This window comes from Bacillus sp. z33, from assembly GCF_058313615.1.
Genome location: NZ_JBZFQN010000002.1, coordinates 778,455 through 792,858, shown reverse-complemented (window position 1 = coordinate 792,858; position 14,404 = coordinate 778,455). Strand labels below are relative to the sequence as shown.

13 protein-coding genes are annotated in these 14,404 nt (G+C 37.6%); 1 reads left to right on the top strand and 12 read right to left on the bottom strand.

The features are described from left to right. Positions 1-207: 207 nt before the first annotated feature. From AC4G3L_RS10890 to lepB, 3 genes are all read right to left on the bottom strand, one after another. Positions 208-639, bottom strand: a complete 432-nt coding sequence (locus AC4G3L_RS10890; RefSeq protein ID WP_491076973.1) for a YlbF/YmcA family competence regulator — start codon at positions 637-639, stop codon at positions 208-210. A gap of 2 nt (positions 640-641) precedes the next feature. After that, positions 642-2,180, bottom strand: a complete 1,539-nt coding sequence (gene miaB, locus AC4G3L_RS10885) for a tRNA (N6-isopentenyl adenosine(37)-C2)-methylthiotransferase MiaB (protein WP_491076972.1) — start codon at positions 2,178-2,180, stop codon at positions 642-644. A 478-nt stretch (positions 2,181-2,658) separates the two neighbouring features. Continuing rightward, positions 2,659-3,213 (bottom strand): signal peptidase I, encoded by a 555-nt coding sequence (lepB, locus tag AC4G3L_RS10880; RefSeq protein WP_491076971.1) that lies wholly within the window; start codon positions 3,211-3,213, stop codon positions 2,659-2,661. A gap of 452 nt (positions 3,214-3,665) precedes the next feature. Between lepB and AC4G3L_RS10875 the strand changes: the two genes are divergently transcribed. Beyond that, entirely contained in the window at positions 3,666-4,226 is a 561-nt protein-coding gene (locus AC4G3L_RS10875) for a GNAT family N-acetyltransferase (protein WP_491076970.1), read from the top strand. Positions 4,227-4,322: 96 nt separating this feature from the next. On the opposite strand, the gene AC4G3L_RS10870 is transcribed toward AC4G3L_RS10875, so the two are convergent. From AC4G3L_RS10870 to rny, 9 genes are all read right to left on the bottom strand, one after another. After that, positions 4,323-5,501 carry a glycine C-acetyltransferase gene (locus tag AC4G3L_RS10870; RefSeq protein ID WP_491076969.1) on the bottom strand — a complete coding sequence of 393 codons (1,179 nt, stop codon included), beginning with the start codon at positions 5,499-5,501 and terminating at the stop codon, positions 4,323-4,325. Between the two features lie 109 nt (positions 5,502-5,610). Continuing rightward, a complete protein-coding gene (gene tdh, locus AC4G3L_RS10865) occupies positions 5,611-6,651 on the bottom strand; it encodes an L-threonine 3-dehydrogenase (RefSeq protein ID WP_491076968.1) in 1,041 nt (346 codons plus the stop codon). A gap of 242 nt (positions 6,652-6,893) precedes the next feature. Continuing rightward, positions 6,894-7,466 carry a sortase gene (locus tag AC4G3L_RS10860; protein ID WP_491076967.1) on the bottom strand — a complete coding sequence of 191 codons (573 nt, stop codon included), beginning with the start codon at positions 7,464-7,466 and terminating at the stop codon, positions 6,894-6,896. Positions 7,467-7,472: 6 nt separating this feature from the next. Further along, a complete protein-coding gene (locus tag AC4G3L_RS10855; RefSeq protein WP_491076966.1) occupies positions 7,473-7,757 on the bottom strand; it encodes a hypothetical protein in 285 nt (94 codons plus the stop codon). A gap of 127 nt (positions 7,758-7,884) precedes the next feature. Next, positions 7,885-8,751, bottom strand: coding sequence for a 2-oxoacid:ferredoxin oxidoreductase subunit beta (locus AC4G3L_RS10850; protein WP_491076965.1), 867 nt, complete (start codon positions 8,749-8,751; stop codon positions 7,885-7,887). After that, the gene (locus AC4G3L_RS10845) at positions 8,752-10,488 is read right to left on the bottom strand and encodes a 2-oxoacid:acceptor oxidoreductase subunit alpha (RefSeq protein ID WP_491076964.1); all 1,737 of its coding nucleotides are present in this window, start codon (positions 10,486-10,488) and stop codon (positions 8,752-8,754) included. 747 nt (positions 10,489-11,235) lie between these two features. Continuing rightward, positions 11,236-11,496, bottom strand: a complete 261-nt coding sequence (spoVS, locus tag AC4G3L_RS10840) for a stage V sporulation protein SpoVS (RefSeq protein ID WP_491076963.1) — start codon at positions 11,494-11,496, stop codon at positions 11,236-11,238. Positions 11,497-11,630: 134 nt separating this feature from the next. Continuing rightward, positions 11,631-12,428 (bottom strand): TIGR00282 family metallophosphoesterase, encoded by a 798-nt coding sequence (locus tag AC4G3L_RS10835; RefSeq protein WP_491076962.1) that lies wholly within the window; start codon positions 12,426-12,428, stop codon positions 11,631-11,633. Between the two features lie 106 nt (positions 12,429-12,534). Continuing rightward, entirely contained in the window at positions 12,535-14,094 is a 1,560-nt protein-coding gene (gene rny / locus AC4G3L_RS10830) for a ribonuclease Y (RefSeq protein ID WP_491076961.1), read from the bottom strand. Between the last annotated feature and the right edge of the window lie 310 nt (positions 14,095-14,404).

The following is a 14,404-nucleotide window of genomic DNA, read 5'->3' as shown; positions in this document are numbered from 1 at the left end:
GATAAGGGTTCCATCTCCATTTTTGCTTAGTATATGTTATAAGCATCCGTTTTATTTTATGTTTTAGCAGTGATAGAGCTGCCCTTATTGACTATCAGATCCCCTATAAATTTTTCCTTGATATAAGATTATTCCATCATCATTCAACATAAAAAAAACCCCACATTGCACCTTCCAAATAAGGAGGCAATGTGAGGCTGTATTCAATTAGCAGCTATGGCTGTGGGAATTATTTTTTACCTTTGAGCCGGTTTCTCCACGTAACAAATCACCTTCAGTTGCTTTTATAATTTCATCCGTTACTGTATTGGAGATCACCGTAGCCACCATTTGCAGAAGATCATTCACTTCTAATTGTGACTGTTTAAATTCCTGAACGATTGGAAGTTCATCCAGTTCACGTTCTACCTTAGCTAATTTTTCTTCTGTTTTTTTCAATGCTTCTATTTTTCCATAATGTTGGAAGTTGACCGCCTGTTTTTGTAACCCCTTGATTACTGACATTAACTCAGCTATATTTTTATTTTCGTTAATTTGCGCTTCCGCTCGTTTAAAGAAATCAACTTCATTTGTAGTTGAAATCATTTTAGCCAAGTCTTTTGCTCTGTCAATAATTTGTTCTTTCGTGTAATTCCCCATTCTTAAACCCCCACCTCTATCTCATTAGTTTCTTCTACATACTCACCATCGAGTGACCATGTTTTAGCATTTGTAATTTTTACTTTTACAATTTTCCCGATAACAGATTTAGGAGCTCTAAAGTTAACCAATTTATTTTTAGTCGTATAACCTGCCAGTACATCCGGATTGTTTTTGCTTTCCCCTTCAACTAAAACATCGAGAATCTGATTCATGTAAATTTGATTCTTTTTATTGGCAGTTTCGTTTACCAAAGCATTCAGGCGTTGGAGACGTTCCTTTTTCACTTCCATTGGAACATTATCTTTCATTTTTGCTGCCGGCGTACCTTCACGCGGAGAATAGATAAATGTATAAGCTAAGTCATATCCCACTTCTTTATAAAGGGACATCGTTTCTTCAAACTGTTCGTCCGTTTCATTCGGATAGCCAACTATAATATCAGTCGTCAGTGTGACATTAGGAATCGCTTCCTTGATTTTACGTACCAGTTCCAAGTATTGTTCACGTGTATATTTACGAGCCATGATTTTTAAGACATCATTATTACCAGATTGAACAGGCAAATGGATATGATCCATCATGTTGCCGCCCTTAGCCAGAACTTCGATCAAATGATCATCAAAATCACGGGGATGGCTTGTCGTGAAGCGCACACGCGGAATATTTATTTTACGGATCTCATCCATTAAGTCACCCAAGCGATAGTTTATATCCTCGAAGTCCTTACCATATGCATTTACGTTTTGCCCAAGCAAGGTAATCTCCTGATACCCTTGTGCTGCAAGCTGGCGAACTTCCTGAATAATATCTTCCGGTCTGCGGCTCCGTTCTTTTCCGCGTGTAAATGGAACAATACAGTACGTACAGAACTTATCACAACCATACATAATATTAACCCAAGCCTTGATGTTTCCTTTTCTAACTTTTGGAAGGTTCTCAATAATGTCCCCTTCCTTGGACCATACTTCAATAACCATTTCTTTGGACATATAAGCTTCCATCAAAATTTCAGGCAAACGATGGATATTATGTGTTCCAAAAATCATATCAACAAATGCATGCTTTTGCAAAATTTTATTCACGACAGATTCTTCTTGAGACATACAACCGCAGACACCCAACAATAAATCAGGTCTATTTTTTCTCAACGCTTTTAAATGACCAAGCTCTCCAAATACTTTATTTTCCGCATTTTCACGAATAGCACATGTATTCAATAATATGACATTGGCATCGTCTACACTGTCAGTTGGCTCATAGCCAAGAGCTAAAAAGATGCCAGACATAACTTCAGTATCATGCTCATTCATTTGGCAGCCGTATGTACGGATATAAAACTTGCGTCCTTCACCCATACCACGGAATTGTTCATTAATATTGAAATCCTTATGATAATTAATCGCTTCTTTACCGCGTTTCTTAGCATCTTTTAAGGATGGTGGCATATAAACCGTTTCAAAATACTTACTATAATCCTTCTCTTGCTTTTTGTCAGTTTTAACAGCGGTCGTTGTATCCAATCGTTGCTGTTCGTTCATATAAATCCCCTTCCATATATCTGCACTTAAATTATAAAATCTAAATATTGTATTTCAATAAAACAAACCCACACATAACACAATCTTAATAACATTAAAATCAAAAATTACAACTACAAAAAGTAGTGGAATTGTATTTTAAATAACGTTGTCACATTCATTTAGTATAATGGACTTGGGCAAATTTCTCAATATGAAGTAGAAAATAGCCTGTTTTGGCCTAAACAAGACATTTAAAACGGATACCTTTTATTGTTAACCATATATAGGTCATTTTTTGGAAATCGTCCATTTACCCAGTCTATATATTCATCAATCTAATAAATCTTGAAAATTATAAATAAATCCTTTTTTCAGGTAACCTACCCGTTTCTTAACCTCTACACATTACATAAAAAAAATGTTTGTCTGTCTTATACCAATTGCATTCCTTGATATAAAACAGACAAACATCATCTCACAACATAATCTATTCATTTTACTTTGCAAATCCAATATCATTGATAGGCCAAATACGCAGTTTCACTTCTCCGATTATTCTTTCCATCGGCACAAACCCAAAAATTCTGCTGTCCTTACTGTTTAAACGATTATCCCCAAGAACAAACATCTGTCCTTTTGGCACTTTATGTTCACCAGTCAAATTGTTTAATGTAAAATCTTCTGTCAATCGTTCCATTGCTTGCAAATCCATCTTAAATTCTTCTAAATAAGGTTCATCATAGGCTTGGCCATTGATATAAAGGATATCCTTTTTCATTTCAATCGTATCTCCAGGAAGGCCAATGACACGCTTTACATAATTATCAGATGAATCAGTTGCATGAAATACGACCTCATCAAAACGATCAATCGCTGTCATTTTAGTTAATATAACCCGATTGCCATCCCGAAGAGAAGGAAGCATAGATTCTCCCCTCACTGTAGTAGGTGTAAAAACAAACTGACGCATTAAAGTAACAAGAATAATCGCTAATATGACAGATTTAAAAACCGATATAACTTCTTTTCCAAAACTCGCTTTTTCATTCATACACATACTCCTTTAAACTCAATCATGTACTCCCGCTCAATATTCTTCTTCATTCATTCCCTTACGAAGAATAATACAAACGCGGGAGTGAAGATAAAAGAGATGATAGTCCTTGATAGGTTTTTATAAGCTAGCATTTCTTATTAATTGAATCCCTTGGCGTTATAGATAGGTTATTATAAAAAAACAGTTGGATAGAAAAGAGTACAGATCAAATAAAGTATTAAGCAAACAGGTGAAAAATAAGATACTAAGCTCTATGTAAATTAAATAAATAATCCTTAAATATGAAATGTTAATTTTCAAATAATTGGTATTAAGATATAGTTAAAGTATCAATTAAAAGGAGTTGTGAATATGTTAGCGAAAATTGCAGTAGAGGTTTTGTTTACCCAACAAAAAATCTAAGGGAGTGTATCTCCAACTGCACCCCTTATTAAAGGGAGAAAAAAATGAAACAATTTTTTGATGATTATTTAGCTGGTCAAACTATCTTATTGAAACAAATGGAACAAGATCACTTTGAACGCTTTGCTAAAATCGAGAATGAAACTAGTACACTATTACTTGCAAATGATGATATTCCATTTCCATTAACCTTTGAAGATCACACAAATTTTTTCAAAACGATTAGTGGGAAAAAAGAAGAGTTTATGTTTGGGATTTTTGAGAAGGAATCGAATGAACTCATTGGTTCATGCGGTGTATTCGTAATTAATTGGAAAAACAGCACATGTTTTGTTGGGATCTCCATTGGGGACAAGTGGCAAAATAAAGGCTTTGGCACAGATGCTATGAATACATTAACTTCATTTGTTTTTAATTATATCCACATCCAAAAAATTAAATTGCATGTGTTTAGTTTTAATGCTAATGCCATTCGTTCATACGAAAAATGTCATTTTAGTAGAGAAGGTACATTGCGCAATGAAATTTTCAGATTTGGCTCCTTCCATGATGTACATGTATATGGTTTACTCAGAGATGACTGGAATAAACAGAAAGCCAACTAGACAAATAAGCATTCATTCAAGTTGATCTTGAATGAATGCTTATTCTCTTAATTCTTATATTCTTTTAAACAACGTTTATTTTATCTACTATCTTCTCTACTTAATAATCCCAAGCTCTTTACCCGCCTTCTCAAATGCGTTCAATGCCTTGGCCAGCTCTTCTTTAGAGTGCGCTGCTGTCACGATGGTCCTGACCCGTGCAAGCCCCTTTGCAACAGTCGGGAAGGCAATCCCTTGAGCAAATACCCCGTATTCCAGTAATTTATCAGACAGTTGATGTGTCAGAGCCTCATCTCCCACAATAACCGGAGTGATTGGCGTTTCGCTTTTGCCCGTGTTAAACCCCATATATTCGAGCCCTTTTTTAAAGAATTTCGTATTCTCCCATAACCGATCTATTAATTCTGGTTCTTCCAATAGTACATCGATAGCTTCTATATTAGCCATTGTCACTGCCGGCGGATGTGAAGTACTGAATAAGAATGGTCTGCCTTTATGAATTAAATAGTCAATCATGGTACGGCTGCTTGCCACATATCCTCCAAGAACACCAATGGCCTTACTTAACGTACCTACTTGAATATGAACACGTCCATCGAGACCGAAGTGATTGACAGTACCACGCCCATTCTTGCCTAAGACTCCTGAGGCATGCGCATCATCAACCATAACAAGTGCATCATATTTCTCTGCTAATTCTACAATCGCAGGTAAAGGAGCAATATTTCCATCCATTGAAAATACCCCATCTGTAACAACTAAGCGTTTACGGTAGGATTGTGTTTCTTTTAGAGCATCTTCAAGGCTTTCCATATCGACATGCTTATATACTCGTCGAGCAGCTTTTGTTAATCTGATTCCATCGATTATGGAAGCATGGTTTAATTCATCTGAAATGACCACATCTTCCTGCGTAAGGATGGCGGATAAAACTCCCTGGTTTGTAGTAAATCCAGATTGAAATACCAACGCCGCTTCCGTATGTTTAAATTTCGCCAATTTTTCTTCTAATTCCATATGCATGTCAAAGGTACCCGCTATTGTGCGGACTGAACCAGTCCCTACACCATATTCTTCAGTCGCATCAAGCGCGGCATCCTTCAAGCGTGGATGTGAAGTTAAACCAAGATAATTATTAGATGACAATTGAATTACTTTTTTTCCATTAATCACGACCTTAGAACCTTGCTCTGATTCCAAAGGTATCAATGTACGGAACATTCCTGCTCCTTTCATTTCATCTAACTCTGTTTGCAAATATTCAAACCCCTTCAAATTGCTTCCTCCTTATCATACTATTTTTATACCTCTTCTATTCCCTATATTCTTTCATTATATCAATAGTACTGAATTTAATTATCAATCTTCTTCTATAAATACTCTACTATGGGAGTAATACTACTTTTCCACACTCACCTTTAATCATAAGGTCAAAGCCCTTCTCAAATTCCTCTAAAGAGAAGTGGTGGGTGATCAATGGCTTAACATCAACCTGCCCTGATTCCAGCAACCTGGAAACCTGCTGCCATGTTTTAAACATTTGTCTTCCTGTGATCCCTTGCACAGTTACACCTTTAAAAACGATATCCTCGGTGATATTAAGTGATACAGGCTTAGGGGGTAAACTTAATATAGAAAACCTGCCTCCATTTGTAATCATTTTAAACCCTTGATCAATGGCAATAGGATGACCGCTCATTTCACAAACAACATCAACCCCATTTCCATTCGTTAAATCATAAACTGCCTGAACAGGATTTGTCTTGGCTGAATTTATCATTACAGTAGCTCCGAGCTTCCCAGCCAATCCTAAACGGTATTCATTAATATCAAGTGCAATAACCTTTGAGGCACCTGCTGCTTTTGCCACTCCAACTGCCATTATTCCAATTGGACCACAACCGATAATCGCAACTGTTTTTCCAACCACATCACCTGATAATACAGTGTGAACCGCATTCCCCATCGGTTCCTGAATGGATGCTACATCAATCGGCATATCATTCGGGTTTTTCCATAGATTGGATGTCGGTAAAGCTATATATTCAGCAAAACACCCTTGGGTATCAACTCCAATTATTTTGGTGTTTTTACATATATGATATTGCCCATTCATACATTGGGGACAACTTCCGCACACTAGATGTGTCTCTGCAGAAACATAATCACCTACATAATAATCCTGTACTTTACCTCCTACTTCCACAATCTCGCCTGAAAATTCATGTCCGAATGCGTAAGGCGGGTTAACACGGTTTTGTGACCATTCATCCCATGTATATATATGGACATCTGTGCCGCATATAGATGTCGCCTTCACCTTGATCAACACTTCATTCTCTTTAATAGAAGGAATATCGATGAATTGAAGTTCCGCTCCATAACCCCTTTTGTGTTTTACAATCGCTCTCATTTTTCCATCCACCGTATACACTCTCCTTATCAAATACATCTTAATACCAAAATTGTAAATTTTTATCACAATCATGTAAATAGATCATTCCATGTATGACGGACAGTTGAATTTTACGGGAATATTTTTTTGAAAACGTTTTACTATTATTATAAAAGTTATACAGAAATGAACATTGGCCATTGATTACATGTATAACTTATTGTCCTAAAGCACAAAAAAAACCTCTGGGATTCCAGAGACTTTACGAACGTTTAAATACGTTTAGCATATATAACAAATAATTTCTCACCATCTCTTGTTGTAGTGACAAGTATGATTTCCTCTTCCTCATCATTTTTCGTAAACGTACATTCATTATAGGGTATTGTTTCTGTTTGATAAATTTCATAATCATATGTATTTCTATAATCCGTTATTTGAATCATTTCTCCCTTATCCACTGAATAAAGTTCGTATAAAGGTTTATTATCCTGGAATGCGACAAGGCCAACTGTCCCCAATTCATTTGGGTATTCGGTTTGCTCCAAATGACCGATTCCATGATTTAAATATTTTTGGTTTCTCCCCTCTATTAGCGGCAATTCGATTTTTATAGAATGAATTTTTATGTAACCAATAGTATCCCCCTCACAATAGGGAGGTTGAACAATCGTTAATTTATCATCCTTTGTATTGCTCTCTGTTTCCTTACTGCTTTTCTCTATACCAGGTTGTTCTACAATTTGCTCTGCTACAGAGATTTCCTTAACCAAATCAAAGATTGGCGAGATTAATAAATACAGACCTACTAAGGTTAATACTTTACTAAAATTTTTCCGTAACATTTTGATTCAGTCCTTATTCGAATCATTTAGATACCAGGCAAAGAGTAAACATATAGCCCCGGTGATCTGTTTAATATATGGCAGCTTGCTACCTTTAGCAGCCATTACACTTAGATAGCTGATACCATTTCCAAGAGAATCATCCTGATAATTTTTGGTTGTGTACTCTAGTTTATGACAAACCCCACCATTGCAGCCTGCATATCCGGCATCATTTGATTTTGCTTCTGTTTCATTGAAACAGAATGATAGTAGGATCAAACAAGCAAGTACAGCTGTTAATTTTTTCATCAGGCATTCTCCCTTACCTTGTTTATGTACTATTTATCCATATTTATTCCCTGCAAACTATAAAATACTTTCCTTGCGTGGAATAAAAAGTAAACACCGACCAATAATAAGGCCGGTGTTTATAAACTCATATAAATTCTGCTGTTAATTTATCAAAATGCTCCTGGGTCAGTTCCAAATTAGCAGCCGATAAAGGTTTTTCAGCATATCCCTGAATTAATTCCTGATAGGAAGGTTGTTCTGTATTTTGATAGATTAAGCCAGTCACTAAACCTTGATGCTTCATTAACGTCTGCATCGCATTCTCTTTATTCGAGGGATCGTACCCTTCAATCGTAGCAAGCTTTGTCAAATTTTCCTTGAACCAGTCATACGTATTCACTTTATTATAAGTAACACAAGGACTAAAAACATTAATTAAGGAGAACCCTTTATGGCGAATTCCTGCCTCAATCAGTGCTGTCAAATCTTTCAAATCGGTAGAGAAGCTCTGCGCTACAAATGTAGCTCCAACAGACAACGCCATTTCCATTGGTGATATCGCCTGTTCAATCGAACCTCCAGGTGTTGATTTAGTCTTAAAACCGACAGAAGAACGTGGAGATGTCTGCCCTTTTGTTAAACCATAAATTTGATTGTCCATTACAATATAGGTGATATCTATATTTCTCCTAATTGCATGCACAGTGTGACCCATTCCTATTGCGAATCCATCACCATCTCCACCTGAGGCAAGAACCGTCAAATCACGATTGGCCATTTTCACACCCTGTGCTATAGGTAAAGATCGACCGTGTATGCTGTGAAATCCATAGGATTGGATATAACCTGATATACGGCCGGAACAGCCAATCCCCGAAATAACAGCGAGTTGATCTGGCTCCAGCCCCACATTAGCTGCTGCCCTCTGAATTGCCGCCTGGACAGAGAAATCTCCACAACCCGGACACCAGTTTGGTTTTACATTATTCCTGAAATCTTTAAATGTAGCCATTTAAACCAACTCCCTGCAATTTGAATACACTTCATGCGGCAAAAATGGATTGCCATCATATTTTAAAAGCTTCATAATCTTATCAGCATGACCAATATTCATTTTTAGGATGTTGGCCAGTTGTCCTGTTGCGTTATTCTCTATGACAACTACCCTGTTTGCCATCTGAACATATGGAAGGATCTCCTTGGCTGGAAATGGGTGCAAAAGTCTGACATGGACATGGTTTACCTTAATTCCATCACTCTCTAGCCTAGTCATTGTCTCTTCGATGACACCTCTTGTAGAATTAAACCCAATTAATAACAAATCTGGATTATCATGGACTGCATTTATATGAATAGGGTCTTTAAAGTTCACAGAATGTATTTTCCGCATCCGTTTGTCCATTTGAGCTACACGATTGGAAGCCACTTCTGATGGTTTACCTGTCTCATCATGTTCTACGCCCGTAACATGATGAATTCCATTTTTCATACCAGGGAGGGGCCTTGGAGAAATCCCATCCTCCGTTACCAGATAACGTTTAAAATATCTTTTATCTGTGCTTTCAGGTAATTCATCCGTTATTAATTTGCCTCTGCGAATCTCAACCTTACTAAAATCCAATGGCTCGACAGTTTGTTTACCCAGAGATAATTGTAAATCTGATAGGATAATAACAGGAACCTGGTATTCTTCGGCTAAATTAAATGCTTCGACCGTATCGTAGAACGCTTCTTCAACAGTACTTGGAGCCATAACGATTTTAGGTATTTCACCATGTGTTCCATAAATCATTGCCATTAAATCTGATTGTTCTTGTTTTGTAGGCATACCTGTTGATGGCCCTCCACGTTGTGTATCCACAATTACAAGAGGCGTTTCGGTAATGCCCGATAATCCGATGGCCTCCATCATTAAAGATAGACCAGGGCCCGCTGAGGCTGTTAGGCTGCGTACACCGGCATAATTTGCGCCAATGGCCATCGTACAAGCGGCTATTTCATCTTCTGTTTGAATCACCGTACCACCAAACTTAGGCAGATGCTTAATTAAATACTCCATAATTTCAGAAGCGGGGGTGATTGGATAAGCTGCCATAAAGCGTGAACCACCAGCCAGAGCCCCCATTGCGATAGCATCATTTCCAATCATAAATAAACGCTTTTTCCCATCCGCTTCAGCAAGCTGCAATGCTCCTGGCTTACTCCCTAACTTTTCTTTCATGAAATTATAGCCTGCCTGAATAGCCTCCAAATTCCTTTCAACAACCGAGGCGCCTTTTCTTCCAAAAATTTCGTCCACCACTTCTGAAAACACCTGAATATTTAAGCCAAACACAGCACTTGAAGCTCCAATGGCCACCATATTTTTCATGAGTGATGTCCCCAGCTGAGTAGCTATTTCTGTAAACGGAACGGAATAAAGTATGGATTCGGAATCTAAAGGAGCTTGCGGGTCAAACTTGGTGTCAGCCATAATGATTCCTTCATTATGTAATTCTTTATAATTTACATCAATGGTTTCTTGGTCAAATGCCACTAATACATCCAGATCGTCAGCGATAGACCGAACCTGTGTCGTACTAACCCGAATTTTATTATTTGTATGCCCTCCTTTAATTCTTGAAGAAAAATGGCGATAACCATACAAATAATATCCCAGACGATTTAACGCGATAGAAAAGATTTCCCCTGTACTTTCTATGCCTTCGCCTTGCTGCCCTCCAACTTTCCATGAAAGTTGTTTAATCATTTCCTTTACACCCCTTTGATTCCTACTAAAATGGAATATTGGCTTTCCACGCTTGCCATTAACCTATTACCATTAAATTTATAATTTTCTAAATTATACCTAAATATCTACCATATTAAGCTTTAGAATAAAAAAAAGCAACCGCTTCCAGAATAATTTATTAAAAATTCAAAATATTTATTAAAGCAACTTCATAGGTCATGTCTGATACACAATGATCAAATAAGAAGCTACTTATACCCACTTCCAGGTAATACTGTTACAATTCGTCATCAAGGATTGAATACTGTCCACTCTCCCCAAAGAATAAACATTGGATGGAGTAACGTCAAAATCTATCCACATCCAACAGGTATTGGATTTCCCTGCAACTCCAAGCTCTCACTGATAAATATGACACATCACACCAGCTATTATTCTGAATTTCCCTCTCTTTAAGGTAAGATATATCCTCATACAGACGATTGTATGTTAGTTTTCTTTTGTGAATAATCAGGTCATAAAAAATATCCACCTCGGCAAGTGATGCATCAAAGCGGATAGATAGAAGTATATTTATGTTCAAAATCCAAATACGGATTACTAAACAAATTTATTAAATTTATTAATACAGCACATTGCCAATCAAATATCATCCATTACCCTGTTCGCCCGAATTAAACTCTCTTTAAAATTTAACAAAAAGGAGCATCCTCCTAATCGGACACTATCATCCGATCTTTCTTTAGAGTCAGCTCCAATTTCATACTACCGTGGTTCTATGATTAGTTTTATGGCAGTGCGTTCCTCACCATCAATTAAGATATCTGTAAAAGCCGGAATGCAAATAAGATCTACCCCACTTGGTGCAACGAACCCTCTGGCAATTGCCACAGCTTTTACCGCCTGGTTTAATGCTCCTGCACCAATTGCCTGGATTTCTGCTGCTCCTCTTTCTCTCAATACACCAGCCAGCGCTCCAGCCACAGAGTTGGGATTAGATTTTGCTGAAACCTTTAATATATCCATTTATGGTCCTCCTCATCTTATTCCAGGACATGTCCCCTAGTGTGTATGTTTTTTCTGTTAACTATATTCATTATGGAGAAAAGATATACCATACAAAAAAGCCAACCCCTGGAGGTTGGCTCTTTCCTATCTTCCTAATTAAAAAATGGATGGTCTTCATTGATTAATATTCTTTCGGTTTTTAACGCTTTTCCTGTTTTAGGATCCAAATCTATTATTAAACCACTCAAAACCGCTCTTCCTTCTTTCGGTACTTCAAAACGTACAGGTAAGCTCGTTAAGAATTTTTTGATAACCGCATCTCTTTCCATTCCGAGAATACCATCATATGGACCTGTCATTCCCACATCCGACATGTAAGCTGTCCCTTTAGGAAGAATCCGATTATCAGCTGTTTGAACATGTGTATGTGTTCCAACTACCGCAGATACTCTTCCATCTAAATACCATCCCATCGCTTGTTTTTCACTCGTAGCTTCAGCATGCATATCAACAAATATGAATGGAGTTCGCTTGCTTGCCTGTTCTACCAGTTTATCCGCACATAAAAATGGATCGTCAAGCGCAGGCATAAAGGTTCTGCCTTGTAGGTTAATAACAGCCAGTTCAAATTGATTCATCTTAACAAATGAAAGGCCGTTACCTGGCGTGCCTTCCGGAAAATTACCAGGACGCACCAAATACTTCGCATCCTCAATAAATTCAAAAATATCACGATTATCCCAGGAATGATTGCCAAGTGTAATAATATTTGCCCCGTACTCAAGTAATTCTTTATATATTTTTTGAGTAATTCCTCTTCCAGCTGCTGCATTTTCTCCATTAATGATAACAAATTGCGGTCTATATTTTTCTTTTAGCTTACCTAAATATTCTTTCACCATTGCTCTTCCCGGCGATCCAACAATATCCCCGATAAATAATAACCTCATTTATGTTTTCCTTTCTAACAATCCAAGATTTTTATGTCCAATTAATCTTCTATAATCGGAATAATGGCAGGCTCCAAAAAAATAAAGCGGTGAAGAAAACACCGCTTTATTTTGCATATTCAACTGCTCTGGTCTCACGAATAACCGTCACTTTAATATGTCCTGGATAGTCCAGTTCATCTTCAATACGCTTTCTGATATCTCTGGCCAGTCGGTGCGCCTCTAAATCATCAATACTTTCAGGCTTAACAATAATACGGACTTCACGTCCAGCCTGGATAGCAAATGATTTTTCAACACCCTCATAGGATTCAGATATATCTTCAAGTTTTTCAAGGCGACGTATATAGTTTTCAAGCGTTTCACTTCTGGCACCAGGTCGCGCTGCCGAAAGAGCATCTGCCGCAGCTACCAATATGGCAATTATCGATTTCGCCTCAGTGTCACCATGATGGGAAGCAATACTATTAATAACAACTGGATGTTCCTTGTACTTAGTAGCAAGTTCCACTCCTATTTCAACATGGCTTCCTTCTACTTCATGATCGATTGCTTTACCGATATCATGTAATAGTCCGGCCCGCTTCGCCAGCGTAATATCTTGACCAAGCTCGGCTGCCATCAGACCAGATAAATAGGCTACCTCCATGGAATGCTTAAGCACATTTTGTCCATAGCTTGTTCTGTATTTTAAGCGACCAAGGATTTTTATCAAATCTGGGTGTAAGCCATGAACCCCAACTTCAAATGTTGTCTGTTCTCCGATTTCCCGGATATGCTCATCGACTTCCCTTCTTGCCTTGTCAACCATTTCTTCAATACGTGCCGGATGAATACGGCCATCTTGTACAAGTTTTTCAAGGGCAAGTCTTGCAGTTTCACGTCTTATTGGATCAAATCCTGATAAAATTACCGCTTCCGGAGTATCGTCGATGATTAAATCGATTCCTGTCAACGTCTCAAGTGTTCGAATATTACGTCCTTCACGACCGATAATTCGACCTTTCATTTCATCATTAGGAAGATTGACGACAGAAACGGTCGTTTCGGCTACATGATCTGCTGCACAACGTTGAATCGCAAGTGACAAGATTTCACGTGCCTTTTTGTCCGCTTCTTCCTTTGCTCGGTTATCGCTCTCTTTTATCATGATGGCAATATCATGTGACAGTTCATTCTCAACACGGTCAAGGATAATAGCTTTTGCCTCTTCTCTGGTTAGGCTGGAAATACGTTCAAGTTCAGAACTTTGAGCTTGAATTATCTCATCCACTTTGCTTTCCATCTGTTCAATATGCTGTTGTCTTTGGTTTAGAGAATCTTCTTTCTTTTCCAGTAAAGCCTCACGTTTATCCTGTGAATCTGCTTTACGGTCCAAATTCTCTTCTTTTTGTAAAATTCGATTTTCCTGTCTCTGCAATTCAGTTCGTCGATCACGAACTTCCTTTTCAGCATCAGTACGAAGCTTATGAATCTCATCCTTTGCTTCTAAAAGGGATTCCTTTTTCAAGGCGTCCGCTTCCCGCTTTGCGTCTTCAATGATCTTTTCAGCCGCATTCGTTGCGCCGGATATTTTAGATTCCGCTATAGATCTTCTTAACAAATAGCCAACAACTGCACCAACAATTAGGCCAAGCAAAATGGAGATGATAGTGATTGGATCCATCATTACACCTCCTCTTGCTATTAAATTTTTTAATCTCTTTTACTACATTGTTTTCAATTCTGGCATGTACATCATCTAAAAATATACAGCACAATCGCTTTTAGGCATGTCATAAAAAAAGATATTAATACATATCTATTGTAAAGTTATGAAAATTTGTTGTCAAGAGCTAGTCCTGACGCTCTTTTATCGGTTTTTCGAAAATACAGACAGATAAGCGAATATCCTCAATTGTAAAAATGGTTCTTTGTCATTATCCGCTGTCATACCTGAAGAAAAAAAGCAAACCCTTAAATGCAGGTTTGCCCAG